This window comes from Mesorhizobium sp. M0802 (assembly GCF_040320115.1).
GTDB lineage: Bacteria > Pseudomonadota > Alphaproteobacteria > Rhizobiales > Rhizobiaceae > Mesorhizobium.
This window is the reverse complement of the sequence record NZ_JAMYOY010000003.1, coordinates 101,191-127,411: the sequence shown is the minus strand read 5'-3', so window position 1 is coordinate 127,411 and position 26,221 is coordinate 101,191. Positions and strand designations below refer to the sequence as shown.

General features: G+C 63.8%; 24 protein-coding genes. 15 read left to right on the top strand and 9 right to left on the bottom strand.

The features are described from left to right. Positions 1-4: 4 nt before the first annotated feature. Positions 5-2,152 carry a TonB-dependent hemoglobin/transferrin/lactoferrin family receptor gene (locus tag NKI10_RS06545; RefSeq protein WP_352859215.1) on the bottom strand — a complete coding sequence of 716 codons (2,148 nt, stop codon included), beginning with the start codon at positions 2,150-2,152 and terminating at the stop codon, positions 5-7. Between the two features lie 258 nt (positions 2,153-2,410). On the opposite strand from NKI10_RS06545, the gene hemP reads away from it, so the two are divergent. From hemP to NKI10_RS06520, 5 genes are read left to right on the top strand one after another with little or no spacing between them, the layout of a single operon-like run. After that, a complete protein-coding gene (gene hemP / locus NKI10_RS06540) occupies positions 2,411-2,617 on the top strand; it encodes a hemin uptake protein HemP (RefSeq protein ID WP_023673860.1) in 207 nt (68 codons plus the stop codon). 49 nt (positions 2,618-2,666) lie between these two features. Further along, on the top strand, positions 2,667-3,725 hold the full coding sequence (locus NKI10_RS06535; protein WP_352859213.1) for a hemin-degrading factor: 1,059 nt from the start codon (positions 2,667-2,669) through the stop codon (positions 3,723-3,725). A gap of 10 nt (positions 3,726-3,735) precedes the next feature. Then, a complete protein-coding gene (locus tag NKI10_RS06530; protein WP_352859211.1) occupies positions 3,736-4,617 on the top strand; it encodes a heme/hemin ABC transporter substrate-binding protein in 882 nt (293 codons plus the stop codon). A gap of 4 nt (positions 4,618-4,621) precedes the next feature. Next, entirely contained in the window at positions 4,622-5,716 is a 1,095-nt protein-coding gene (locus tag NKI10_RS06525; RefSeq protein WP_352859209.1) for a FecCD family ABC transporter permease, read from the top strand. 6 nt (positions 5,717-5,722) lie between these two features. Next, entirely contained in the window at positions 5,723-6,511 is a 789-nt protein-coding gene (locus NKI10_RS06520; protein WP_352859207.1) for a heme ABC transporter ATP-binding protein, read from the top strand. A 109-nt stretch (positions 6,512-6,620) separates the two neighbouring features. On the opposite strand, the gene rirA is transcribed toward NKI10_RS06520, so the two are convergent. Then, positions 6,621-7,082, bottom strand: a complete 462-nt coding sequence (gene rirA / locus NKI10_RS06515; protein WP_352859206.1) for an iron-responsive transcriptional regulator RirA — start codon at positions 7,080-7,082, stop codon at positions 6,621-6,623. Positions 7,083-7,377: 295 nt separating this feature from the next. On the opposite strand from rirA, the gene NKI10_RS06510 reads away from it, so the two are divergent. The 3 genes from NKI10_RS06510 to NKI10_RS06500 all read left to right on the top strand — a co-directional run bounded on the left by NKI10_RS06510 (position 7,378) and on the right by NKI10_RS06500 (position 9,861). Next, complete coding sequence (locus tag NKI10_RS06510) at positions 7,378-8,673, top strand: DUF445 domain-containing protein (RefSeq protein ID WP_023805436.1); 1,296 nt, start codon at positions 7,378-7,380, stop codon at positions 8,671-8,673. A gap of 107 nt (positions 8,674-8,780) precedes the next feature. Next, positions 8,781-9,203 (top strand): phasin family protein, encoded by a 423-nt coding sequence (locus NKI10_RS06505; RefSeq protein ID WP_023672638.1) that lies wholly within the window; start codon positions 8,781-8,783, stop codon positions 9,201-9,203. A gap of 160 nt (positions 9,204-9,363) precedes the next feature. Then, positions 9,364-9,861: a MaoC family dehydratase gene (locus tag NKI10_RS06500; RefSeq protein WP_023681725.1), complete on the top strand. Its 498-nt coding sequence runs from the start codon at positions 9,364-9,366 to the stop codon at positions 9,859-9,861. Here the strand turns inward: NKI10_RS06500 and NKI10_RS06495 are convergent. Beyond that, positions 9,824-11,347, bottom strand: a complete 1,524-nt coding sequence (locus NKI10_RS06495; RefSeq protein WP_352859204.1) for an MFS transporter — start codon at positions 11,345-11,347, stop codon at positions 9,824-9,826. The genes NKI10_RS06500 and NKI10_RS06495 overlap by 38 nt on opposite strands. Before the next feature lie 131 nt (positions 11,348-11,478). Between NKI10_RS06495 and NKI10_RS06490 the strand changes: the two genes are divergently transcribed. Next, a complete protein-coding gene (locus tag NKI10_RS06490; RefSeq protein WP_352859202.1) occupies positions 11,479-12,372 on the top strand; it encodes a LysR family transcriptional regulator in 894 nt (297 codons plus the stop codon). Positions 12,373-12,376: 4 nt separating this feature from the next. Here the strand turns inward: NKI10_RS06490 and NKI10_RS06485 are convergent, their stop codons facing one another. Then, positions 12,377-13,795, bottom strand: coding sequence for an aminotransferase-like domain-containing protein (locus NKI10_RS06485; protein ID WP_352859200.1), 1,419 nt, complete (start codon positions 13,793-13,795; stop codon positions 12,377-12,379). Between the two features lie 106 nt (positions 13,796-13,901). Here NKI10_RS06485 and NKI10_RS06480 point away from each other — a divergent pair, with 106 nt between their 5' ends. Further along, positions 13,902-14,765 carry a DMT family transporter gene (locus NKI10_RS06480; RefSeq protein ID WP_023706042.1) on the top strand — a complete coding sequence of 288 codons (864 nt, stop codon included), beginning with the start codon at positions 13,902-13,904 and terminating at the stop codon, positions 14,763-14,765. Positions 14,766-14,793: 28 nt separating this feature from the next. Here NKI10_RS06480 and NKI10_RS06475 read toward each other — a convergent pair whose 3' ends face one another. Genes NKI10_RS06475 through NKI10_RS06465 form a run of 3 tightly spaced genes read right to left on the bottom strand, consistent with a single transcriptional unit; the run spans position 14,794 to position 17,248 of the window. Further along, on the bottom strand, positions 14,794-15,834 hold the full coding sequence (locus NKI10_RS06475; protein WP_023825747.1) for a zinc-dependent alcohol dehydrogenase family protein: 1,041 nt from the start codon (positions 15,832-15,834) through the stop codon (positions 14,794-14,796). Positions 15,835-15,870: 36 nt separating this feature from the next. After that, positions 15,871-16,521 carry a maleylacetoacetate isomerase gene (gene maiA, locus NKI10_RS06470; RefSeq protein ID WP_023672629.1) on the bottom strand — a complete coding sequence of 217 codons (651 nt, stop codon included), beginning with the start codon at positions 16,519-16,521 and terminating at the stop codon, positions 15,871-15,873. 4 nt (positions 16,522-16,525) lie between these two features. Beyond that, a complete protein-coding gene (locus NKI10_RS06465) occupies positions 16,526-17,248 on the bottom strand; it encodes a fumarylacetoacetate hydrolase family protein (protein WP_023701706.1) in 723 nt (240 codons plus the stop codon). Between the two features lie 208 nt (positions 17,249-17,456). On the opposite strand from NKI10_RS06465, the gene NKI10_RS06460 reads away from it, so the two are divergent. Next, a complete protein-coding gene (locus NKI10_RS06460; protein ID WP_023701705.1) occupies positions 17,457-18,140 on the top strand; it encodes a response regulator in 684 nt (227 codons plus the stop codon). A gap of 123 nt (positions 18,141-18,263) precedes the next feature. Here NKI10_RS06460 and NKI10_RS06455 read toward each other — a convergent pair whose 3' ends face one another. Both NKI10_RS06455 and NKI10_RS06450 read right to left on the bottom strand, forming a co-directional pair. After that, positions 18,264-19,607 carry a hybrid sensor histidine kinase/response regulator gene (locus NKI10_RS06455; RefSeq protein ID WP_023805427.1) on the bottom strand — a complete coding sequence of 448 codons (1,344 nt, stop codon included), beginning with the start codon at positions 19,605-19,607 and terminating at the stop codon, positions 18,264-18,266. Positions 19,608-19,610: 3 nt separating this feature from the next. Continuing rightward, positions 19,611-20,780: an FIST N-terminal domain-containing protein gene (locus NKI10_RS06450; protein ID WP_373432828.1), complete on the bottom strand. Its 1,170-nt coding sequence runs from the start codon at positions 20,778-20,780 to the stop codon at positions 19,611-19,613. Between the two features lie 263 nt (positions 20,781-21,043). Between NKI10_RS06450 and NKI10_RS06445 the strand changes: the two genes are divergently transcribed. From NKI10_RS06445 to NKI10_RS06430, 4 genes are all read left to right on the top strand, one after another. Beyond that, entirely contained in the window at positions 21,044-21,544 is a 501-nt protein-coding gene (locus NKI10_RS06445; protein ID WP_023725653.1) for a (2Fe-2S)-binding protein, read from the top strand. Positions 21,545-21,655: 111 nt separating this feature from the next. Beyond that, entirely contained in the window at positions 21,656-24,001 is a 2,346-nt protein-coding gene (locus tag NKI10_RS06440; RefSeq protein WP_023756366.1) for a xanthine dehydrogenase family protein molybdopterin-binding subunit, read from the top strand. Between the two features lie 105 nt (positions 24,002-24,106). Further along, complete coding sequence (locus NKI10_RS06435) at positions 24,107-24,904, top strand: FAD binding domain-containing protein (RefSeq protein WP_023672622.1); 798 nt, start codon at positions 24,107-24,109, stop codon at positions 24,902-24,904. A 288-nt stretch (positions 24,905-25,192) separates the two neighbouring features. Further along, positions 25,193-26,215: an acyltransferase family protein gene (locus tag NKI10_RS06430; protein ID WP_352859197.1), complete on the top strand. Its 1,023-nt coding sequence runs from the start codon at positions 25,193-25,195 to the stop codon at positions 26,213-26,215. Positions 26,216-26,221 lie beyond the last annotated feature (6 nt).

Here is a 26,221-nt window from a genome sequence, read left to right as displayed (position 1 = left end):
GGTGTCAGCCTCCAAAGCGCATGGTTGCGGCCAGCTTCAGCGTGATGCCGGGTTCATAGATGACGGCGGTGGTGCCGCCGTTCAGCGGGTTGGTGTATTTGACGTCGAACAAATTGTCGGCGCGGAAGTCCACCTTCAGATTGTCGGTGGCCTGGTAACTGGCGAAGGCGTTGACCAGAGTATAATCCTTGGCTACGGGGTTGCCCTTCGGCTTGCCGTTGTACTGCACCTCGCCGCCGACGGTCAGCTTGTCCTGAAGGAAGCGGAAGCCGAGCTGCCCGGTGACCTGCGAGGACGGGATGGTGGCAAGGTCGGCGCGCTCACCTTCATCGGAGATGGTGTGGCCGTTGGTGATCGAGGCGGAGAGCCCGGCATAACCCCAGGCGGCATCGTAGACGCTTTCCAGTTCGAAGCCGTTTATCTTGGCCTGGGCGACGTTCTGGTACTGGAAGCAGATCGGAATGCCGGGGCCGAACGGGCAGCCGCTGGTCGGGTCGAATGCCGACAGTGTGACGCCTTCGATGTAGTCGTCGACATCGTTGTGGAAGTAGGCGGCCTTGAGCCGGAACGCGTCGCCGGCCTCGATAAGGTCGTTCAGCTTGTAGTTGACGCCGAACTCGGTGGTCTTGCCGGTTTCAGGCCGCAGGTTTGGGTTGGGCAGGAACGGGAAGGTGACGCCTGCCGGATGGTTGCCGCTGATCAGCGTTTCGGTCAGCGAGGGTGAGCGATAGCCTTCGGCGTAGGTGCCATAGAACTGCAGGCCCGCCAGGCTGGCGCTTTCGAAGGGCGTGACACCAACGGTGATGCGCGGCGACAGACGATCACCTGACGTTCCATTGTCGGAATCCTCCAGGCTGTAATTGTCGTAACGCAGCCCGGCAATGACCTCGAGCCAGTCCCAGGTGAGCTTGTCCTGGATGTAGGCGCCCGAAACACTACGCTTGCCCGATGGGGTGTAGAAGCTGTCGCCGCCGGCGGTGCCGCCGGTCTCGACATCGTCACCCACCCAGTCGCCGCCATAGGTCAATTCGTGCGCAACACCGGCTGTTTCGAAGCGCGACGTGTTCCAGATGTCGACGCCGGCCGTGCCAACGTCGAAGGTCGAGGTCGAACCGACGGGCAGCAGCACGGGAAGGCCGGTCGACGGATCGAAGCGGTTCTGCGGGACCAGCGTGGCGAGGTCGAGATTGGTCTTGTTGTAGGAGGCGTTGATGTGGAGATCGAGCCAGCTCCTGGCGTCGTCAGTGATGTTGTAGCGGGCGGTGAAGGTGTTCGACTTCAGGTCGACGTCGTTGGCCGGCACGCCGCCGCTGGTTTCCGTCCAGCCGTCGCTCGAGCCGACCCAGCCGAGCTTCAATTCGCTGTTCTCGCTCGGGCGGATTGTGGTCTTGAGCAGGCCGCTCAGCACGTCGAAACCGGTACCGGCGACGGTGTCGCCGCTGCCATTCTTGTAGTCGCCGTAGTCGCGGTAGACGATGTTGCCCAGCACATCCAAATCGTCGTTGAATTTGTAGGCGCCGCTGGCGCTGGCGGTCCAGCCCTTGCCGTTGCTTTCATAGCGCCCGGTGACGGAGCCGGCCCAGGTTTCGCCCGGTCTGAGGAAATCCACCGCATCCTTGGTGTCGAAGAAGACGACGCCGCCAATGGCGCCGGAGCCGTAGGTGTTGGCGGTCGGTCCGCGAATGACGTCAACGGATTTGATGAGCTCGGGATCGACATAGAAGGTCGACTGCGTGCCGTGGTCTGAGCGCTGGAAATTCTGCCTGGCACCGTCGACGATGACCGCGACGCGACCGAAATCCTGCAGGCCGCGGATGTTGATGCTGGAGCTGACGCGTCGCGCATCGGCCTGCACCGCGACACCAGGCACACCGAGCAGCATTTCGTTCGGCGTCGTCGCCATGCGGCGGTCGAGCTGTTCCTGGTCAACATGGCTGGCCGAGGCCAGCGATTCGATTGCCGTCTCGCCGGTGCGGCTGATGACGAGGATCTTGTCCAGCAGGGTCGCGCCGGCGGGCGCCGGCTTGGTGTCCTCGGTTTTCCTGGTCTGGTCGGCCTGGTCAGCGGCCGGCTGAGCGGCCTGCTGAGCGCTGACCGGCGATGTCAGCAGCGCGATCGTCGCTGCCCCCGCAAGCAAGGCCACCTTTGCCATAGACCGATGCACCGGACCGGTGCTCGCCAGACCCAGTCGTCCAGAATTTCCCAAGCCCATGCCCCAACTCCAAATTCCAGGTTCGACGCTGGCTGGCTTGGCGCTCGCTGGCTTTTTTCATTCCGTCCGGCGTCTTAAATATTGACTCATTTATTCCGGTATTGCACTGACTAATAAACATGATGATTCAAGTCAAGAAATGAATCGGCATTTGCAACGCCTAGCCAGTTGCCCGGCACAGGAAAGGGATCGAAAGAGATGAACACCCACAATCCCAACGACTTCCGTTACCGCGTCCGCCGTTCCGAGGAGACGCCGACCCGCTTCGACCGGGTGCCGCTGGCGGTGCGGACGCTGTCCTCCAACACGCTGTTCCAGGGCGAGCACGAGATCGGCATCGAGCACCATGGCGCGCTCTATCGGCTGAAGATCACCCGCCAGGGCAAGCTCATCCTCAACAAGTGATGAAACAGCCAGGCAGGCCAAAACGCCAGGCAGGACAGGTAAGCAGGACATGGACCAGCGCGTAAAACCCGCACCGCATGAAATCCGGCGAGCGCGGGCAGACAATCCGAAAGCGCGCGAGCGCGATCTTGCCGCTGAGCTCGGTATTTCCGAAGCCGAACTGGTCGCCGAGCATTGCGGCGACGGTGTCGTGCGCGTCGAGCCCAGGGTCAACGATCTGCTGACCGGCCTCGATGCCGTTGGCGAAGTGATGGCACTGACCCGCAACGAAAGCGCGGTGCACGAGAAGATCGGCGTCTACGACAAGGTTGTCACAGGTGCGCACAATGCCATGGTACTGGGCGAAAACATCGACCTGCGCATTTTTCCCAAAGTCTGGGCGCATGGCTTTGCCGTGGAAAAGCGCGACGGTGGCGACATCCGCCGCAGCCTGCAATTCTTCGACGCGGCCGGCGATGCGGTGCACAAGGTGCATCTGCGGCCGGCGTCCAATCTCTATGCCTACCAGAAACTCGTGGCCGCACTCGAATCGCCGAACCAGGAGGCGACCGTGTCTATCGCAGGCCTGGCCGACGACGACGCGGAGACGTCGGGCGTTGCCGCAGACACCGACGATCTGCGTGACCGCTGGAGCCGGCTGACCGACGTCCACCAGTTCTTTGGCATGTTGAAAACGCTGAAGCTCACCCGCCGCCAGGCCATGCGCATGGTCGGCCAGGACTATGCCTGGCTGCTCGACAATGACGCCATCGGCGCCATGTTCCACCATGCCGCCGCCGACGGCATGCCGATCATGTGTTTTGTCGGAAACCGAGGCTGCATCCAGATCCATTCCGGTCCCGTCAAGTCGATCAAGCCGATGGGGCCGTGGATCAACGTCATGGACGAGACGTTCCACCTGCATCTGCGCACCGACCACATCCAGGAGGTGTGGGCGGTGCGCAAACCGACCAAGGACGGTCATGTCACCTCGCTCGAAGCCTATGGCGCCGACGGCAAGATGATCATCCAGTTCTTCGGCAAGCGCCATGAAGGCGAGGGCGAGCGCGACGACTGGCGGTTCCTTGCCGAGAACCTGCCGCGCATTCCAAGCCCGACCGCAGCCTGAGGAAACGACGATGATTTCACTGTTCAGGACGCTTGCCGCGGCCATGGGCCTGTCGCTGTTTATTGCCGCCCCAGTGCCGGCCAGCGAGAACGTGGCCGTGTTTGCCGACACGTCGCGGATCGTGGCGATCGGCGGTTCGATCACCGAGATCGTCTACGCGCTTGGCGAGGAAGGTCATCTCGTCGCCCGCGATTCGACCAGCCGCTACCCCGCCGCCGCGGTCGCGCTGCCCGACGTCGGCTATATGCGCCAGCTGTCGCCGGAAGGCGTGTTGTCGGTCAATCCTTCGGGCATTCTGGCGCTGCATGGCAGTGGGCCGAAGGAAGCGGTCGATGTGCTGAAAAAGTCGAGCGTTCCGTTCATCGACGTGCCCGAGCATTACAGCCATGACGGCATCCTGGAAAAGATCCGCATCGTCGGCAAGGCGCTTGGCGTCGACGCCAAGGCCGAGACGCTGGTGGCTGAGACCGACGCCAAGCTGAAGGCGGCCGAGAAGCAGACGGCGTCGATCAAGCAGCGCAAGCGCATCCTGTTCGTGCTGTCGATCCAGGGCGGCAAGATCCTGGCCGCCGGCACCGACACCGCCGGTGACGGCACCATCAAGCTCGCCGGTGCGGTCAACGCCGTCGAAGGTTTTTCCGGCTACAAGCAGATGTCCGACGAGGCCATCGTAACCGCCAGGCCGGACGTGATCCTGGCGATGAAAAATGCCGGACCGCCGATTGCGGAGGCCGAGCTGTTTGCCATCCCGTCGATCACCTCGACGCCGGCCGGTGAAGGCCGCAAACTGATCCTGATGGATGGCAGCTATCTGCTCGGCTTCGGGCCGCGCACCTCCGATGCCATCCACGATCTCGCAGTCTCGCTCTATGGCAGCCAGGTCACGGACTGAGCCGATGGTGGATCAGTCGATCGCCGGCGCGGCGCGCAAGATGGCCGAGGGCGATCGTTCCGGGCGCGCGCGCCTGGTTATTTTGCTCCTGTGCGTGGCCCTTGCCCTTTCGCTGTTCCTGTCTCTGAGGTCGGGCGCTTCCGATGCATCGGCCGTCGGTGTCATTCGTGACTGGCTAACCGGCGCCGTGCCGGCCGACGCCGCGCTTGGCGCCCGCGACCGGCTGATCGTCTACGATATCCGCATGCCGCGCGTGCTGCTCGGCGTGCTGATCGGTGCGGCGCTGGCCGTATCGGGAGCGGTCATGCAGGGCCTGTTTCGCAATCCGCTCGCCGATCCCGGCCTGATCGGCGTTTCAGCCGGTTCCAGCCTCGGCGCGGTCGCCGTCATCGTGCTCGGCACGACGTGGCTGGCGCCGCTCACTCTGGCGCTCGGCGGCATGGCCTTGCCGCTCGCCGCTTTCTGCGGCGGCCTTGCGGTCACGCTGGTGCTCTACCGCGTCGCCACGCGGCAGGGGCGCACCTCGGTCGCCACCATGCTGCTTGCCGGCATTGCGCTCGCAGCCCTTGCCATGGCGCTGACCGGTATCCTGATTTTCATGGCCGACGACCGGCAGTTGCGCGACCTGACCTTCTGGCAGCTGGGCTCGCTTGGCGGCGCGACCTGGCCGAAGATCGCTTCCGTCGGGCCGATCATCGTGCTGGCGCTTGCGGCAATGCCGTTCCTGGCCAAAGGCCTCAACGCCCTGGCGCTCGGCGAGGCGACGGCCGGACATCTCGGCATCCCGGTACAGCGGCTGAAATACACCGCGATCGTCGGCGTCTCGGCAGCGGTCGGCGCCTCTGTCGCAGTCAGCGGAGGCATCGGTTTTGTCGGCATCGTCGTGCCGCATCTCTTGCGGCTGCTGATCGGTCCGGACAATCGCTATCTCTTGCCGGCATCGGCGCTGCTCGGCGCCTCGATGCTGCTTCTTGCCGACGCAGTTGCCCGCGTCATCGTGGCGCCGGCCGAATTGCCAATCGGCATCGTCACGGCGATCGCCGGCGCACCGTTCTTCCTCTGGATCCTGCTGCGCAAGCGCGGCGTAATCGACTTGTGAGGCGGCATGATCGAAGCACGCGATGTCTCGGTGGCGATGGGCGGCAAACGCATCGTCGCTAATGTCGATTTTGTCGCACGGCCGGGCGAGATCGCCGCCATCGTCGGACCGAACGGCTCGGGCAAGACGACTTTCTTGAAGGCGTTGTCGGGCGATCTGGCGTTTACGGGGACAGTGGCCGTCAACGGGCGCGACCTCTCCGCGATGAGGCCGGTGGAGGCCGCAACCGTGCGTGCCGTGCTGCCGCAGGCGACGACCCTGTCCTTTCCCTTCACCGTGCACGAAGTGGTCAGGCTCGGCCTTATCGGCGGCCGTTCCGGCGTTCTGCCGGGCGAAGATGATCGTCTGCCCGAGCGGGCGCTGGTGCGGGTCGACCTCGACGGCTTTGCCGGCCGTTTCTATCAGGAGCTCTCGGGCGGCGAGCAACAGCGCGTGCAACTGGCGCGCGTGCTGTGCCAGGTCTGGGCGCCGGTGCTGGACGGCAAGCCGCGCTATCTCTATCTCAACGAGCCGGTCTCCAGCCTCGATATCAAGCACCAGCTGATCATCATGAACATCGCCCGCGATTTCGCCCGGCGCGGCGGCGGTGTGATCGCCATCCTGCACGACCTCAATCTGACGGCCATGTATGCCGACCGGATTTTCGTGATGCATCGCGGCCGGCTCGCCGCCGACGGTTCACCGCAGGAGGTGCTGAGCGACGATCTGATCGAAAAGGTGTTCGATTGTCGGCTAAGGGTCGGTGTGTTGCCGGCGGCGAACATGCCGTTTGTCTTGCCGCAGTCAGCCGCCTAAAGCGCGTCGCGTTTGAACGGACTCAGGCGACGCGCTTTAGGTCTTTGTCTTTATGCATGTCGTTGTCTCAAAACCCGGGGCCACTTTTGAGCGACATGCAGTAGAAAACTCAGGCGGCCGGAGCTCGCTGGACCAGCATGTCGATGCCGAGCAAATGACGCACATTCGGGCGCGCCGCCACCATATCGGCGATAGTGTAGCGGGAGAGTACGGCAAAGAAGGCGTTGAGCGCCTCGCGCAGCGCCGAATTCAGCTGGCAGCTGTCGACCAGCGGGCATTCGGCGGCGTCGTTCTCGAAGCATTCGGCCATGGCAAAGCTCTCCTCGGTCACCCGTACGACGTCGAACAGGCTGATCTGCTCGGCGGGGCGGCCGATTCTCACGCCGCCATTCCTGCCGCGCACCGTCTCGATAAGGCCATGCTCGACCAGCGGCTGCAGGATCTTGAACAGGAAAAGCTCCGACACCGAATAGGCGGCCGCAATCTCGGGGATGCGGCTCAGGCGATCGTTGTTGGCGGCGCAATACATCAGGATGCGCATGGCGTAGTTGGTCTGGCGCGTCAGCCGCATTTCATTCCTCACCCGAGTCCTGGCGCGTTGGAACTGCACCAGATTTTAGATTGTGCTGGTGCGGCTTTCTCACCCGGAGTTTCGGATTCGCCCACACTGGCCTGATCGGAATATGGCCTATACCTTGGAACAATTCCAGACTGGGATTGCATGATAGATGAACATTCTTGTCAACTTTGCGTGCGAAACCGGCAATTCCCGGACGAAATCGGCCCATCCGATCATGCTACGGGCCCAAACACCCCCTAAATAGGCCATGCCAGATAGCCAAGAGATCGATGAGGAGCGGCGTATCATGTCCCAATCGGCTTCGTCCCTGGCGCCTGGCGGTTTTGATGCCGAGACGGGCGCCAAGCTTTTCGCGTTGCGGCGGACAAAGTTCCTCGCCACGGCTGCGCTGGTGCTTTGCGTCGTGGTTTTTGCCGTGGCCAAATCGTTCGAGGCCAAGTATCCGTGGCTGGGCTTCGTGGCGGCCTTCGCCGAGGCGGCGACCATTGGCGGCCTGGCCGACTGGTACGCGGTGGTGGCGCTGTTCAAGCGGCCGCTTGGCCTGCCGATCCCGCACACCGCCATCATCCCAGCGAACCAGAACCGCATCGCCGATAATCTGGGCCGCTTCATCGAGGTCAATTTTCTGGCGCCGGAGCCGGTGCGCGAAAAGCTGGCCGAGGTTGATTTTGCAGCACTCGTCGCCGACTGGCTGACTGACGCCGAACGCTCTGCCGGCCTGTCGCGCTTCGTCGTGCGGTTGGTGCCGCAGACGCTTGCGGCGATCGAGCAATCCGGCCTGCGCGGCTTCGTCACCAGCCGCATGCTGGAGCAGATCGACAAGGTGCCGCTGGCGCCGCTGGCCGCCGAATTGCTGTCGGCGCTCACCGACGACCGCCGCCACCAGAAACTGTTCGACGAATTCACCAGGGTGATTGGCCGGTTCCTGAACGATGAAGAGGCGCTGGCGACCATGCGCGAAAAGATCCGCGAGGAATTGCCGTCGCTGTTCAACCTGTTCAGAGCCGACGCCTATCTGCTGAAGAAGATCGTCGCTTCCGCCGGCTCGCTGCTCGACGAGGTGCGCGCCGATCCCGACCATCCGATGCGCGCCGAATTCGACCGTTTCGCGCACAGCTTCATCGAGCGGCTCAGAACCTCGAAGCAATACGCCAAACGGGCCGAGAAGCTGAAGCGCGATTTCCTGGCGCGGCCGGAAGTGAAGTCGCTCGCCGGCGACATGTGGCAGAGCCTCAGCGTGTTCATCGAACAGGACGCCAAGGCGGAGAATTCGATTGTTCGCGCGCATCTCGCCAACATGTTCGTCGAGGTCGGCCGCCATCTCTCAGGCGATCCGCAGATCAGGGCCGACATGAACCAGGGCTTTGTCGTGGCGCTGTCGTCGTTCGTGGAGAGCCAGAAGAGCGGTGTGTCGACGTTCATCGCCGATCAGGTCAAGCGCTGGGACCTTGCCCAGCTGACGAGGCTGATCGAGATGAACATCGGCAGGGACCTGCAATATATCCGCTTCAATGGCATGATTATTGGCGGCCTGGCCGGTCTCGTGCTCTACACGGCGGAGAGGCTGTTTCTCGCTGGCTGATGCTGCGTTTGCCGCTGAATTGCTTGGGCGTCCGAATGGACACACGGCGCGCGAGTGCTATTGTCCAGAACAGGGTTCAGCATTTGCGACACTGGGGAGCACGAGCAATGGCCAAACAACCCGACTCCGATTCGTTCCTTGACATGTTCAGCCGGTTCGGCCGTGACCTGAAGGTGCCGAATGTCGAGGCGATCCTCGCGCATCATCGCAAGAACCTCGAGGCCCTGGAAAGATCGGCGCGGGCGGGAGCTGCCGGCGCGACCTCATTGTTGTCCAGACAGCGCGAGATGCTGCAGGACACGCTGCGTGAAGTCAGCGACATGGCGCAGAGCTACAAGGCGCCGGGCAATCCCCAGGAACTGATGACAAAACAGGCGGAGTTCGCCAGGAAATCCTTCGAAGCCGCCCTGAAAAATGCCGGCGAAGTGGCCGAGCTGGTCAAGAAATCCGGCACCGAATCGATCGAAATCCTGCGCAGCCGCATCAAGGAAGCGATGGAGGAAATCCGCTCGGGCTATGACAAGAAGTGACTCTCAACGCAACCATGAGAGGAGTGGGCCGGTTGCGGCGCATGAGCATGGACGAGGGACACTGTTTGGCGGAAAATGGCGGAACGGAATCGCAACGGGCGAATTGACAGGAGCCGTCCGTTCGTGGTCCGAGGCACTGGGAGCCACCGGGAAAGCAGGAATGACGGAACTACGGCCGAAAACGCCGCCGACCTTCGAGCAGTTAAGGGCGATGGCCGGGCAGGAGCTCGGCGTGTCGGAATGGACGACCGTCGACCAGAACCGCATCAACCAGTTTGCCGAATGCACAGGCGACCATCAGTGGATCCACGTCGATCCGGAGCGGGCGAAGCGGCAGAGCCCATTTCGCACCACGATCGCGCATGGCTATCTGACGCTGTCGATCATCGGCGCGCTGGCGCTGGGCATGGGCATCGTCCCCGAAAATACGCAAGCCGCCTTCAATTACGGCTTCGACAAGGTGCGGTTCCTGGCGCCCGTCAGGGTCGGCGCACGCATCCGGCTGCGCACGACGCTGTTGTCGGTGGAGGACAAGGGGCCGGGCCAGTATCTGATGAAGGCCGCCAATACGGTCGAGATCGAGGGCGAACAGAGGCCGGCTCTGACCGCCGAAACGCTGGTCATGCTTTATGAGCGGCGCAAGCGGGCGGGAGCGTAAGCTCCCCATCTTCGGTCATGATGGCTGTTGCCGCACCGACAGCCTTGCCGCCGGCGCGGGTCGAGAGCAGTGCCAGCAACAGCGCAGCCACCGCCAGGACCGTTGCCGTCTGAAAGGTAACCTGCATCCCGTGGGCGGCTGCCGCTGAGGTCAGCATGTCCTGGCTTTGCCGTTCTCCCGTCGAGGCAGCCGCAAAAATGGCGCCCATAAGCGATGCGCCGGTGATCAGGCCGAGATTGCGCAACAGATTGAGCAGGCCGGACACCACGCCGCGCTCGCCGGCAGCGACACCGCTCATGACGGCGGCATTGTTGGATGTCTGGAACAGGGCGTACCCGAAGCAGGTGACGGCGATCGGCACGATATAGCTGGCAATGCCGAGTTTTGTTGCGGCGAGCGACAACAATGAGGTTCCGACGGCAAGACTGAACAGTCCGACGACCATCATCCTGTGCGCGCCGAAGCGATCGGTGAGGCGGCCGGCGACGAGCGCCGAGAGCGCGGAGACCAGCGGACCTGTCGACAGGACCACGCCGACCATCGCAGCATTGAGCCCCAGCGCTCGCGACAGATAGAATGGAGCGACCACCAGGGTCGCCATCATCACTGTGGCGACAACGAGGTTCGTGGCGAGGCTGGCGCTGAGCCGGATGTCGTACAACCGGGCAAGCCGGATCAAGGGATTCTTCGCCCTCTTCTGCGCGACGCCGAACAGAACGACGCCGATGCCGGCGGCAACCAGCAGGCCGGTGTTGAGGGCGCCGAAATGGCCGTGGCCGAGCGTCATGGCCAGTGCATAGGCGGCGAGCGTCAGGCCTAGCAAGACCGTCCCGATCGCGTCGAACCCGCCTTGAACGCCCGCAGCCTTGCCGCGGGCAGGCGGGGCCAGCCAGGCGAGGGCAAAGGTCAGGAGGCCGAGCGGCACATTGACGAGGAAGATCGCCCGCCAGCCAAAGCCGGCGATCAGCAAGCCGCCGAGCGAGGGTCCGAGCGTCGTGCCGATCGCCGACATGGCGCCGAGCAGGCCCATGGCGCTGCCGGTTCTCTCCTTGGTCACGGTCTCCGCGACAAAGGCCAGCGTCAACGCCATCATCAGCGCGGCACCCAGCCCTTGCACGGCGCGCGCCGCAATCAGCAGCCAGAGCGTCGGCGCCAGGCCGCAGAGCACCGAGGCCAGTGTGAACAGCGCGATGCCGCCGAGCAGCAACGGCCGGCGGCCGACCATATCGGCCAGCCGGCCGGCGCTGACGATCAGGGCCGTGATGGCGAGCAGATAGGCGAGAACCACCCATTGCACGGACTGGAACGGCGCACCGAACGCCTGCATGAGGGAAGGCAGTCCGACGCTGGCAATGCTGGTTCCAAGCGACGACAGCAGCGTGGCGAGCGACAGGCTGGCCAATGCCAAGACAGGAGAGTGGGCCAGGCCTGCGGACCGGGTGTTCTGCGGCGCCGATGCGCACTCGTTCTGCTCGGCAGTTGCCATGGCGATTTCCTCCTTGTCAGTCCCGCAACCGGACCTGTCGGAGATCTAGTCGTCAGGGTGGAATGGCGGAAGGCGCAGCATTTGCATCTTATTCGTGCACCAAACGCCATGGCATGTGCTACAATCCGCCAATGACATCGCCCGACCTCAATCTGCTGTTCGCTCTCGACGTCCTGCTGACCGAAGGTAGCGTGGCTCGCGCGGCAACCCGGCTGCGGCTCAGCCCTTCGGCGATGAGTCGCACCCTGGCGCGACTGCGCGAAGCGACCGGCGACCCGCTGCTGGTTCGGGCCGGTCGAGGCCTTGTGCCGACGCCGCGCGCGGAGGCATTGCGGCAGCAGACCGGCCGTGTCGTCCAGGAAGCAGAAACGTTGCTGCGCCCTGCCAGGCCTCTCGATCTCGCGAAGCTGAACCAGATCTTCACGCTGCGCACCAATGAAGGGTTCGTCGAGGAGTTCGGGCCGCGTCTTGTCGCTCGCATACAGGCCGAGGCGCCGGGCGTGCGGCTGCGATTTGCGCCGAAAGCCGACAAGGATGTCGCCTCGTTGCGCGACGCAGCGATCGATCTGGAAATCGGCGTTGCCGGCGAGACCGGACCGGAGGTGCGCATACAAGCGCTGTTCCGTGACCGGTTCGTCGGCGCCGTAGGAGCCGGCCATCCCTTGAGCGAAGGTGCGGTGACGCCTGAACGCTACGCGGCCGGCCGCCACATCAGCGTTTCACGGCGGGGTCGGGAAAGAGGGCCGATCGATCAGACTTTGGCGCAGCTCGGCCTGCAGCGAACCGTGGCGTGCATGGTCTCCGGCTTTTCGGCTGCACTCGCCATGGCGCGCGCTTCGGACCTGATCGCCAGCGTGCCCGAACGGCACACGCAAGGCGCACGCGCCGGCATGGTCAGCTTTCCGCTGCCGGTCGCCACGGTGGAGGTCACCATCTCGATGCTCTGGCATCCACGGCTCGATGCCGATCCGGCGCAACGCTGGCTGCGAGATTGCGTTCGGGAGGTCTGCGCGGCCTCCCGCTGAGCGCTCAGCGCGCCATTGCCGCCTTGAGCACCCTGAAAATCCGCTCGTCTTGGCATTGGGCAACGTTGAAGCGCAGGAACCGGCTGGCGGTTCCCGACAGGCTGAATGCATTGCCGGGCGCCAGCACGATGTTGTCGGCCAGCGCGCGGCGTGCCATTTCAGCCGCGTCCACGCCATCCGGCAGGCTGCACCACAGGAACAAGCCGGCCGGTTGGTCGATCCAGGGCGTGATGCCGATCGCCTTCAGGCGCGCGCCCGTTTCGCCCATGGCGCGGGAAAGCCGCGCGCGCAGCAATTCCATGTGCTTGCGGTAGCTGCCGTCCCTAAGCAGCGTCAGCACCAGTTCGGCCGCCAGCCGGCCGCCGCCGAAGGTGGTGGCGATCTTGAGGTCGGTAAGTTGCTCGATCCAGTCGCGTGGTGCCGCGATGAAGCCGCAGCGAACCGATGCCGATAGCGTCTTGGAGAAGCTGCCGATATGGACGACGCGGTTGAGGCCGTCGAACGCCGCCAGCCGGGGCGCGGGGCTGTGCTCGAAATCGGCGAAGATATCGTCCTCGATGATGGTCAGGTCCGACTGGTCGGCGAGTTTCAGCAGCCGGTGCGCGGTGACCGGCGACAGGATCGCGCCGGTCGGGTTGTGGATAGCGGAATTGGTGATGTAGAGGCGCGGCCTGTGCTCGGCGAGGGCCTGCGCGAACAGCTCGATATCCGGCCCCGATGGCGTGTAGGGCACGCTGACGACCTTGGCGCGATGGGCGCGCAGCAGCGCGTGAAAATTGAAATAGCAGGGGTCGTCGAGCAGCACGGTATCGCCGGGTTCGATCAGGAAGCGGCACAGAAGATCGATGGCCTGCGTGCCCGATTCGGTCAGCATGATCTGTTCGGGCGAGACCTCGATGCCGTGGCCGGCCATGCGCCGCGCGAGCAATTGCCTGAGCGGCGGCAGGCCGAGCGGCGTGCCGTAATCGGCGAGGTCGACATCGTCGGCGCGCGCCACGGTGCGCAGCGCCCGGCGCAAGGCCCCCTGCGGCATCCATGAGGCCGGCATCCAGCCGCAGCCGGGTTTCAGCATCTCGTCGCCGGCTTCCAGTGACTGGCGCGAAACCCAAAGCGGATCGACAGCGCGGTCGAGCCGCGGGCCGATCTCGGCCAGCGACAGTGGCGCCAGCGATCCGGCGGCATAAAAACCCGAACCCGGCCGTGAGCGTATCGCGCCTTCGGCAGCGAGCCGCTCATAGGCTTCGACCACGGTCGACTTGGACACCTGCATGGCCTTGGCAAAGGCGCGGATCGAAGGTAGCCGCGCGCCTGGCGTCAGGCTGCGCGCCGATATCCGCTGGCGGATGGTCGCCATGACAGTTTCCACAAGCGTGGTCGCGACAGGAGGGTGCGCATTGCCGGTTTCCAAAATGAGTTCGGTCATCTGTATTGCTCTGATAGCCATTACCGTTTTGCGGAATTGTACTGCATTGTCTCTGGCTGCACCATAGGCACTTGCCCGATAGAGGGCGAAAGCAATGGAGCCTGGAATGGACAAAACCGCGAGCGGCTGGATGAACGGATTCATCGGCGTGCTGATCTTCTCAGGCTCGCTGCCGGCAACGCGCGTGGCCGTGGCCGATTTCGATCCGATATTCCTGACCTCGGCCCGCGCCGCGATTGCCGGACTTCTCGGTCTCGCCATGCTGATGCTGTTTCGGCAGAAACGCCCGGAGCGCGGCGATTTTCTGTCGCTGGTGATCGTCGCCCTTGGCGTGGTTGTCGGCTTTCCCTTGCTCACCGCGCTGGCGCTGAAGCACGTCACCTCCGCCCATTCCATCATCTTCGTCGGCCTGCTGCCGCTGGCCACCGCGATCTTCGGCGTGCTGCGCGGTGGCGAGCGTCCGCGCCCGGCCTTCTGGCTGTTTTCCTGCATCGGCAGCGCGCTGGTCGCCGGTTTTGCCCTGATGCAAGGCGTGACGGCCTCACCTGTCGGCGACGGCCTGATGCTGGCCGCCATCATCGTCTGCGGCCTGGGCTATGCCGAGGGGGCGGCATTGTCGCGCAGGCTGGGCGGCTGGCAGGTGATCTGCTGGGCGCTGGCGATCTCGCTGCCGATCATGCTGGTTCTGACCTTTGCGACGCTGCCGTCGTCCTTCGCCGGCATCGGCTCTCACGCCTGGATGGGTCTCGCCTATGTCTCGCTGTTCAGCATGCTGATCGGCTTCGTGTTCTGGTATCGCGGCCTGGCCCAAGGCGGCATCGCTGCCGTCGGGCAGTTGCAGTTGCTGCAGCCCTTTTTCGGCCTGGCGCTGGCAGCGTCGCTGCTGCACGAGCAGGTCAGCCCGCTGATGGTGGTCGTGACGCTCGGCGTGGTGGCTTGCGTGTTCGGGGCGAAGAAATTTGCGCGCTAGGAGTTTGGTGGTGGAGGGCGACTCCGCCCTAGAACTTCGTCACCACCCCAATGCCAATCCCCTCGAACCCGCCCATTGCCACCAGCGCCGCAGGCGCCTCATCAAGGCTGATCTTCTTGCCGACCAGCAGTTCGGGCTTGAGCTTGCCGGTGCGGATCATCTCCATCATGGCGGGGTAGCGGTGGGCCTGCATGCCGTGGCTGCCGAGGATTTCCAGCTCGAAGGCGATCACCTTGTCCATCGGCACTTGCGGGCGGGCGTGTTCGCCCAGCATCAGGCCGACCTGCACATGGCGGCCGCGCCGGCGCAGATTGGCAATCGAGTTGAACGATGTCGTGGGGTGGCCGAGCGCGTCCATCGACATATGCGCGCCGCCATTGGTGATCTGCTTGATCGCCTTGACCACGTTCGGCGTGGTCGAGGCGTTGATGGTCGCCACGGCGCCGATCTTTCTGGCGAAGTCCAGTTTCTCGTCGGTGAGGTCGATGGCGATGACATTGGCGCCCATGGAACTGGCGATCATGATCGCCGACAGGCCGACGCCGCCGCAGCCATGCACCGCCACCCATTCGCCCGGCGTCACCCGGCCCTGGTCGACAATGGCGCGAAACGAGGTGACGAAGCGGCATCCGAGGCTGGCGGCGGTGGCGAACTCCATCTCCTCGGGCAGGCGCACGAGATTGGTGTCGGCATGCTCGATGGCGACATATTCGGCAAACGATCCCCAGGCGGTGAAGCCGGGCTGCGTCTGGTGTTCGCAGACCTGATGATTGCCCGAATTGCATTCGAAGCAGCGGCCGCAGCCGACGCAGAACGGCACGGTGACGCGCTCGCCGGCCTTCCAGCGGGTCACCCGCTTGCCGACGGCGACGACGATGCCGGCCAGTTCATGGCCCGGCACATGCGGCAGCGTGATGCCGTCATCATGACCCATCCAGCCATGCCAGTCGCTGCGGCAGAGCCCGGTCGCCTCGACCTTGATGACCACACCGTCCGCGGCCGGTTTCGGATCCGGCACGGTCTGGATTCTCGGCGCCTCGCCGAATCTTTCGAAGACGACGGCTTTCATCGGCAACTCTCCGTGCTCTGCTCCGGCATTGTGAGCCTATTCGGCATCTATCTGATTCTCCGGCGCCGCCTTCTGAAAGGCCGGCAGCGCCATGCAGGCGGCGTGGATGCGCGAGATCTCGGGGTAGGGTGTCAGGTCGACGCCGAAGCGGGCGTTGCTGGCGATCTGGGCGACCAGGCAGATGTCGGCGAGGCCCGGTGCGTCGCCATGGCAAAATGTGCCGGTCTCATCCGATGAAGCCAGAATCTTTTCAAGCGGCTGGAACCCTTCGTTCACCCAGTGGCGAAACCAGTGGATGACATCCTGGTCGCCGGCGCCGAACAAAGTGCGCAGCGAGGTCAGCACGCGCAGATTGTTCACCGGGTGGATGTCGCAGGCGATCATCTGCGCCAGCATTCGCACGCGCGCCCGGCCGAGCGCGTCCTTCGGCAGCAGCGACGGTTCGGGGTGGGTCTCGTCGAGATATTCGATGATTGCCAGCGACTGCGTCAAAAGCGTGCCGTCGCCCAGGATCAGCGCCGGCACCAGCCCCTGCGGATTGACCGCGCGATAGGCCGGCTCCAGATGGTCGCCATGCCGCAGATGATGCGGCACGTAGTCGTAGCCCAGCCCCTTCATCTCGAGCGCGATGCGCACGCGGTAGGAGGTGGAGGAGCGGTAGTAGTTGTGGAGGACGAGGTCGCTCATTGGATCACGGCTTGTCGGTGGAATTTTGGCCGATCGAATCTTGGCCGACAGTGATCTCGATGGTGCCGATGCCGTCGACACCGCCGGTCATCGTCTGACCCGGCGCCACCGCGCCGACGCCGGCCGGCGTGCCGGTGAAGATCAGGTCGCCCGGTTGTAGTACAACCGCACCGCTGCAGATCGAAACGATATCGGCGATCGGCCAGATCAGTTCGGCGAGGTCGCCCTCCTGTTTCACCGTGCCGTCGACGGCGAGCCAGATGCGGCCCTTTTGCGGGTGGCCGGATTTGGCGGCTGATACCAACGGGCCGCAGGGCGCCGATCGGTCGAAGGCCTTCGACCAGTCCCAGGGCCGCGCCGCTTTCTTGGCCTCGTCCTGCAGGTCGCGGCGGGTGAGGTCGATGCCGACGCCGTAGCCCCAGACATGCTCGAGGGCTTCAGCGCGGGGGATGCGGAAGCCGGCCTTGCCGATCGCCGCCACCAGCTCGATCTCATGGTGCAGGTTTTGGGTCAAAGGCGGGTAGGGGACCGTGGTGCCGCTATCGACCACCGCATCGGCCGGCTTGGTGAAGAAGAAGGGCGGGTCGCGCTCGTCATTGCCGAGTTCGCGCGCGTGCGCGGCGTAGTTGCGGCCGACGCAGAAGATGCGGCGCACCGCAAAACGCTGGGCCGAGCCTTCTATGGCGACCGATGGGGTTGCGGGCAAGGGGAGGACGAAGTCTGTCATGCCAGGTCTTTCTGCTTCAACTGCCGGCACATTTGACCGATTTGGACCGCCGGGCAAGGCAGGAGCCTCCGCAAAAGCGTCGGCTGCGCCTTGATTGTCTGATAAAGTCGGCTTCGCCTCCTGGGGTTAAGATGGCGATAGACTATTTGCCAATAAGCTGGCCATACCAGCGGGAGTATCGTGCCCAGGGAGGACTGAAACGAACACCATGACCGCAGTCAACGATCGCGCCCGGTTTCTGATCATCGACGACCATCCGCTGTTTCGCGAGGCGCTGCACAGCGCCGTGCAGATGGCCTATCCGGAAGTCGACACGGTGGAGGCGCGCTCGATCGCCGAGGCGCTCGATCTTCTGGGTGGGATAAAGCCATTCGATCTGGCGCTGCTCGATCTCAACATGCCCGATGTGCATGGCTTCGATGGACTGCTGCAACTCAGGACCCGCCATCCGCGGCTGCCGGTGGTCGTCGTCTCGGGCTATGAGGAGCCGAAGATCATCTCCGAGGCGCTTTCCTATGGTGCAGCCGGCTTCATCCCGAAATCGGCGCGCAAGAGCGATCTCGCCGCCGCCATCCGCTCAGTGATGGAGGGCGCGATCTATGTGCCGGAGACCTATGAGGGACAGCCACCCGACGCCGACAGCGCCGACCGCGCCGATATGGTGCAGCGGCTGGCCAAACTGACGCCGCAGCAGCTGCGCGTGCTGCAGATGCTGCGCCAGGGCCTGCTGAACAAGCAGATCGCCTACGAGCTGCAGGTCGGCGAGACCACGGTCAAGGCGCATGTCTCGGAGATCCTGCGCAAGCTCAACGTCTACAGCCGCACGCAAGCGGTGATTGAGGTGTCGAAGCTGGACAATGCGGAGCTGTTTCGCGATCAGGCCGGGTTTTGATCTTTACCCTCCCCCTTGTGGGGAGGGTCGATCCGCGAAGCGGAGCGGGGTGGGGGAGCTTGGCGCTGCACCCCGCCCCGGCGCTGCGCGCCGACCCTCCCCATCGAGGGGAGGGTATGGGGCTCAAGCCAGCAGATGCGCCAGCAGCGCCCTTAGCTGCGCCGGCTTTAGCGGCTTCCGCATCAGCTCTATGCCTGCGGCGCGGGCTGCCTTGGCGACGGCCTCCGATCCGTCGGCGGTGACGATCAGCGCCGGCACGGCGCGGCCGAGATAATCGCGGACTTCGGCGATGGTGGCGGTGCCGAGGTCGCCGTCGTCGAGATGCTGGTCGGCAATGACGATGTCGGGCACCCAGTCGGTGTCGCCAAGCAGGCTGATCGCAGCCTCGGTCGAAGTCGCGGCGCGCACCAGGCACTGCCAGCGCTCGAGCAGGAAGGTCATCGCCTGCAACACGTCGGCGTCATTTTCGACCAGCAGGACCTTGGTGCCGAACAGGCCGTAGCCGCGCGGCCGCTCCATCTCGGCAAGGCTGGCGATGGCGTCGGCGCTGGCGCCGATGCCGACCGGCACGTCGATGTGGAAGATGGTGCCGCGCCCAACCCTCGAGGAGAACGTCACGGGATGACCGAGCGCGGCGGCCATGCGCCGCACGATGGCAAGGCCCAGGCCCAGCCCGCCGCCGGAGATCCCGGTATCGGCTGGAATGGCGGAGCCGCGATGGAACTCCTCGAAAACCGCCTCGCGCTGATCCTCGGGAATGCCGCAGCCGGTGTCGGCGACATCGATGCGGATGGTGTCGCCGCGATGCCTGGTGCCGACCAGCACGCCGCCGAAGCGGGTGTAGCGCAGAGCGTTGGACAGGATATTCTGCAGGATGCGGCGCAAGAGCGTGCGGTCCGAACGCACCACGGCGCTGACCGGGCGGAACTTCAGCGCCAGCCCCTTCATCTCGGCCACGGGCAGGAAATCCGACCGCAGCGAGGAAAACAGCGTCTCCAGATTGACATCGCCGATGTCGGGCTGGACCACGCCGGCATCGAGCTTGGAAATGTCGAGCAGCGTGCGCAACAGGTCTTCCATGGTCTCCAGCGAGCGCTCGACCTGGCGGACCAGCTTCTTGCCCTCGTCGCTGGTCTGCACTTCGGCCAGCGCCGAGACGGAGAGGTGGGCGGCGTTCAGCGGCTGCAGCACGTCATGGCTGGCGGCGGCCAGGAACCTGGTCTTGGACAGGTTTGCCAGCTCGGCGTTTTCCTTGGCGGCGCTGAGGTCGATGTTCGACTGTTCCAGCCGGCGCAAGGTCGAGTGCAGTTCCTCGGTGCGCATACGCACGCGGTTTTCAAGTGAAATCGCGGTCTGGAACAGCGAGAAGGCATTGCCTTGCTGGTCCATCGAGCGCTCGACGCGGCTGACCAGAGCGGCGTTGATCTTCTTCAGCCTGTCGACGTCGTCGATGTCCCTGAGCGGCATGGGCTATTCCGCCGCCTGGCGTTCGCCGAAGGCGATGCCGGTGAAGGTTTGGTTCAGATGCATCGAGCGGTACTGTTCGCCATAGGTGCCGAAGCCGATGACATTGTTGACCCGGTAGAGCTCCGAAATGTCGCGGAACACCTGGCGGTTGCGGGCGTCGAGCCGGCGCAGCACGCAATCGAAGCCGAGGATCATGTCGATGCCGCCGAGCCGCTCCTCGACGTCGCGCAGTGCGGCGCGCGTCGATTCCACCATGTCCTTGGGCTGGGCGATGGAGAGCACGACGCCGTCGTCTATGGCGCAGAAGAAAGACAGTGAGCCGTCGGCATGCATCTTCTGGATCGAGCGGCAGTAATATTCGCCGCCCACTTTCACCACCACCGGGTGCGAGGCGAAGCTCATCGGCGTCAGGTTCTGCGCAACGATGCCGACGGAGGCTGCATACTCCTCAGCCGCATTGGTGGCGTTGAATTCGCGCACGGTGCGGTGGTCCGGATCGGATGCCGTCACCACCAGCTTCTCGTCGGTGGGGATGAAATTGTCGGTCTTGAAGACATGGAACGGGATCTCGGTGGCGATCAGCACAATGATGGCGCTGTCTGACGCTACCTTGCCGTTCGAAATCAGCCTGGTGGTTTCGAATTTCAAATCGTCGCCCGCCGAACCGCCGATCAGCGGGATGTCGTCCAGCCCCCAATGGATGGCCGAGGTCACCGCTTCCTCTGCAAAGGACAGGCCGTCGATGAAGCAGAGCGCGAAAGTGCTTTTGGCATGGCAACTGCCGGTGCGTCCGCGCAGCAGGCGCCGCAAGCCCTCGACTTCATCAGTGATCCTGTCCATGCCCGACGAGGAGAGATTGTCGACCATGGTGCTGACCGCCGAAAACGACGCGGAGGGAAAGAGCAGCGCCAGCACATGGCCTTCCTCCAGGCCCTGGGGGGTAATCTCGCCGGCGGTCGAGCAGGCGGCGTAGGCCAGCGTCGGCGCGTGGGTCTTCAGCCCTTGCGAAAGGACGCTCGCGTCAAACAGGCTCTGGGAGAAGAACAGCAGGGCAAAGCCGGCATCGATGGCTGCGGCCTCGACGGCGACCGCCAGGGCGAATGCATCGGCGTCGGGCTCGTCGGTGGTGAGCGCCGACAGACCGGATGCATAGCTCGTCCGTGAACTGGCCAGAGGCTTCCTCCCGATATCCTCCGACGCTTCCTGCGCGCGCCCGTTTTATGTCTCTCGGCGAGCTGGCGTCGAGGGCATTGTTGCCCCCTATTCGCTCTTTGGCAATGGGGCGGACAGGCCCATGATTTTCGTTTTCTCCATGACCGAAAGTACAATGAGCGCCGTGTGTTTTTTGCGCTTTGTGCAGTGTACCAATAGCGCATGGCCGAGCGCCAAAGCCGCATCGGCAGCATGGCTACCAAGGTCATACCCAGGGAGGATGCATGTCGGACGTTTCGTTTGTCGTGAACGGAAAACGGATCAGCGGCGCTGCCGAGGATCGAACGCTACTGGTTCATTTCCTGCGCGAAAATCTTGGTCTCACCGGAACGCATGTCGGTTGTGACACCTCTCAATGCGGCGCCTGCGTCGTGCATGTCGACGGCAGGGCGGTGAAGTCCTGTTCGATGCTGGCCGTGCAGGCCTCCGGGTCGACCGTGGTGACGATCGAAGGACTTGCCAATGGCGGCGACCTGCATCCGATGCAGGCCGCGTTCAAGGAACATCATGGGCTGCAATGCGGCTTCTGCACGCCGGGCATGATCATGACGGCGACCGACATGATCGCGCGCCATCCCGAAGGCCTTGACGAGGCGACGGTGCGCGCCGAGCTCGAAGGCAACATCTGCCGCTGCACCGGCTACCACAACATCGTCAAGGCGATCCTCGCCGCATCGCAGACGATGGCGAAGGTGCCGAAGGGCAGGGCGAAACAGGCAGCTTAGGGAATAGGTGGTAGGCAATAGGGAGTAGGGCAAAACGGCGATACACCGCGTGCTCTTTCCCTACTGCCTAACTCCCTACTGCCTATTCCCTTAAATTCCGGAGGAATTCCTATGGGCATTGAAGGCATCGGCGCTCGGGTCGTGCGCAAGGAAGACAAACGGTTCATCACCGGCGCCGGCCGCTATGTCGACGACATGGTGGTTCCCGGCATGAAGCATGCCGCTTTCGTGCGCAGCCCGCACGCGCATGCTCAGATCAAGAAGATCGACGTCAGACGAGCGCAGGCGATGCCCGGCGTCATCGGCGTCTTGACCGGCAAGGAGCTCAAGGCCGACGGCATCGGCAACCTGATCTGCGGCTGGATGATCCATTCCAAGGACGGCTCGCCGATGAAGATGGGCGCGTGGTCGCCGCTGGCGGTCGACAAGGTGCGCTATGTCGGCGATGCGGTCGTCATCGTGGTGGCGGAAACCAAGGGCCAGGCCCGCGACGCGGCCGAAGCGGTCGAGATCACCTACAAGGAATTGAAGGCGGTGGTCGATGCCACCAAGGCGCTGCAAAAAGGTGCGCCGCAGGTCCATGCCGAGGCCGAGGACAATCTGATCTTCGACTGGGAGATCGGCGATGCCAAGGCGACCGACGCGGCGATCCAGGCGGCGGCCCATGTCACCCGCATGAAGATCGTCAACAACCGGCTGGTTCCCAACGCCATGGAGCCGCGCGCGGCCCTTGGCCATTACGACAAAGCCGAGGACCATTTTACCTGCTGGACGACGTCGCAGAACCCGCATGTCGCGCGGCTAGTGATGAGCGCCTTCTACAATGTCGCGCCGGAAAACAAGCTGCGCGTCATTGCGCCCGATGTCGGCGGCGGCTTCGGCTCGAAGATCTACATCTATCCCGAAGAGATCGTCTGCCTGTGGGCGTCGAAGAAGACCGGCGTGCCGGTCAAATGGGTTGCCGACCGTACCGAAAGCTTTCTCACCGACGCACATGGCCGCGACCATGTCTCGACGGTCGAAATGGCGTTCGACAAGAACAACAAGATCACCGGCTTCAAAGTCGACACCATCGCCAATCTCGGCGCCTACATGTCGCTGTTCTCGTCTTGCGTGCCGACCTATCTCTACGCGACGCTGCTGTCGGGCCAGTACAACATCCCGACGATCCACGCCAATGTGCGCACCGTCTACACCAACACGGCACCCGTCGATGCCTATCGTGGGGCAGGGCGGCCGGAAGCGACCTATTTGCTCGAACGCACAATGGAGACCGCCGCACGCGAACTCGGCGTGTCTCCGGCGGAGCTTCGGCGCGCCAATTTCATCACCGAGTTTCCGCATCAGACGCCGGTCATCATGAACTATGACGCCGGCGACTATGGAGCTTCACTCGATGCGGCGACACAGGCGTCCGACTATGCCGGCTTTGCCAAGCGCAAAGCGGCGGCCGCCAGCCAGGGCAGGCTGCGCGGCATCGGCATGAGCTGCTATATCGAGGCCTGCGGCATCGCGCCGTCGGCGGCGGTCGGTTCGCTCGGCGCCGGCGTCGGTCTGTGGGAATCGGCCGAGGTGCGGGTCAATGCCGTCGGCACGATCGAGGTGCTGACCGGCTCGCACAGCCACGGCCAGGGCCATGAGACGACCTTCGCGCAACTGGTCACCCAGCGCTTCGGCGTGCCGCTCGACTCGGTGTCGATCGTCCATGGCGACACCGACAAGGTGCAGATGGGCATGGGCACCTACGGCTCGCGCTCGGGCGCGGTCGGCATGTCGGCAATTGCCAAGGCGCTCGACAAGGTCGAGGCCAAGGCCAAGAAAATCGCCGCCCATCTGCTCGAGGCCGACGAGGGCGACATCGTCATCGAGAATGGCGAGGTCAAGGTTGCCGGCACCGACAAGAGCCTGCCCTGGTTCCAGGTGGCGCTTGCCGCCTACACCGCTCACAATCTGCCGGCAGGCATGGAGCCGGGACTGAAGGAAACAGCCTTCTACGATCCGGCGAACTTCACTTTCCCGGCGGGCTGCTACATCTGCGAGGTCGAGATCGATCCGGAAACCGGCACGACCGAGATCGTCCAGTTCGTCGCGGCGGACGATTTCGGCAACATCATCAACCCGATGATCGTCGAGGGTCAGGTGCATGGCGGCATCGCCCAGGGCATCGGCCAGGCGCTGCTGGAAGGCGCGCACTATGACGATAGCGGGCAGCTGCTAACGGCGAGCTACATGGACTACACCATGCCGCGCGCGGACGACCTGCCGTCATTCAAGGTGTCGACCTCGAACACGCCGTGTCCGAGCAATCCGCTCGGCATCAAGGGCTGTGGCGAGGCCGGCGCCATCGGCTCGCCGCCGGCGGTCATCAACGCCATCACCGACGCTTTGGGGATTGTGGACATCGCCATGCCAGCCTCGCCGTCAACGGTGTGGGCGGCGATTAGGGCGAAGAAATGAGTGAGTAGGGAGTAGTGAGTAGGGAATGGGCATTACCGGAGATGACAGCGTCCCTATTCCCTACTCACTACTCACTACTGCCTAACCACTTCAGGGGAGGATCCCATGTACGCAGTCAACTACCACCGCGCCGCCTCGGTCGCCGACGCCGCCAAGCTGGTGAAGAGCGGCGACGCCAGGCTTTTGTCAGGCGGCATGACGCTGATCCCGGCGATGAAGACGCGGCTCGCCGCACCGTCCGACCTGATCGACCTGTCGCGGATCAAGGAGCTGCAAGGCGTCAAGGTGTCGGGCAAGACCGTCACCATCGGCGCCGCCACAACCCATTACGACGTCGCCAATGACGAGAAGCTGCGGAAGGCCTGTCCGGCGCTTGCCCACCTTGCGTCGCTGATTGGCGATCCGGCGGTGCGCCACAAGGGCACGATCGGCGGCTCGGTCGCCAACAACGACCCAGCCGCCGATTATCCGGCGGCGCTCTTGGCGCTGGGCGCCACCATCGTCACCAACAAGCGCGAGATTTCAGCCGCGAAATTCTTCACCGGCCTGTTCGAAACGGCGCTGAAAGAAGGCGAGATCATCACCGCGGTGAGTTTTACCGCGCCGGCCAAGGCTGCTTACGAAAAATTCCGCAACCCGGCCTCGCGCTATGCGATCGTCGGCGTGTTCGTGGCAAAGGGCAAGGACGGGGTCAGCGTTGCCGTTACCGGCGCCGGCGATGACGGTGTGTTCCGCTCGAAGGAGATCGAAGCAGCACTGGCGAAGAATTTTGCCGCATCGGCGCTCGACGGCGTGAAAGTGCCGGCGAAGAATTTGATGACCGACCTCCACGCTTCGGCCGAATACCGTGCCAATTTGATCGCCGTGATGGCCAAGCGCGCGGTGGCGGCAGCCAACGCCTGACATCATAAAGCTACTGACAAGGAAAGGGGCCATCGCGGCCCCTTTGTTCGTCTGTGGCGGGCTGTAACTGCCCAGTCCTTGCGGGTTCGCTGCCACGCGCAAATCCGTTGTTTCAGGTAAATCCCGTGCAAGAACAGGCGCATACTTCCCAAGGGACTGCCCAGCCCCATTCTCGCACTTGCACAATCTGATATTGCACTGCAATATGTATAGCTTGGCGGAACACGGGGTGGATTCTGCGCGCGGCGGTGTGAGCTGCGCCAAGATCTTGCGTCGTAGAGGATCGGCATGGCCGACATCTCCGCAGCGTCTGTTGCCCTGCCGCGGGCCACAGCCGACAAAGCAGCCAGAGCAAGACTGGCCTATCTCGATGGCTGGCGCGGGCTTTCGATCGCACTGGTGCTGATCGGCCATTTCTTCCCCGTTCCCGGGATCAATCTCGGCGTGCTCGGCGTCGAGTTCTTCTTCGTGCTCTCAGGCCGGCTGATGGGCGAGATCCTGTTCATCGAACGCTTTCCGCTGAAAAAATTCTTCAAGCGCCGCTTTTCGCGCATCTATCCCGCGCTGCTGGTGTTCATGACATCAGCCATGATCGGGCTCTCCGGCACCTTTATCGGCTTCAAATGGAAGGCGGCGCTGACGGCGCTGACATTCACCTACAACTATGCCGGAATTCTCATCACCCGCGCCGGCGCGCTCGACCACATCTGGTCGCTATGCGGGGAAGAGCATGCCTACATCATCCTGGCGCTGATCAGCGTGGTGGTGACCGGGCGGGGTAATGTCGTTCGGCTGCTGGTGACGCTGTCGCTGCTGGCGATGGCCAATGGCGCCATTTCGTACTGGGCACTCGGCATGGATTACGAGCACAGCTATTGGCGCACCGATGTGCATATCGCCTCGATCCTGCTGTCGGCATCGATCTGCCTGCTCAAGCACGATGACCGGCTGCCGGCATTCCTGACGAGCCCCTATGTCAGCCTCGTGTCGGCGGCGGCGGCTATATTGCTGTTCCTGGATCCGGTGCCGACGCCGATCCATTACCTACTGGCGGTGCCGTTGCTGGCGCTTGCCGTCAATACGCTGGACACCAGCAACTGGCATCTTACCGGCCTGCTTTCATCCAGGCCGATGGTGATGATCGGGCTATGGTCGTACTCGCTCTATCTCTGGCAACAGCCCTTCTACAAATTCGTCGCCAAGCAGGGCAGTGCGCCGATCCCGATGCTGGCGGCTGTCTTCGCCTGTGCACTATGCAGCTACTATCTGGTCGAGAAGCCCGCGCGGGCCTGGCTGAACCGGAATTGGTGACAGGCG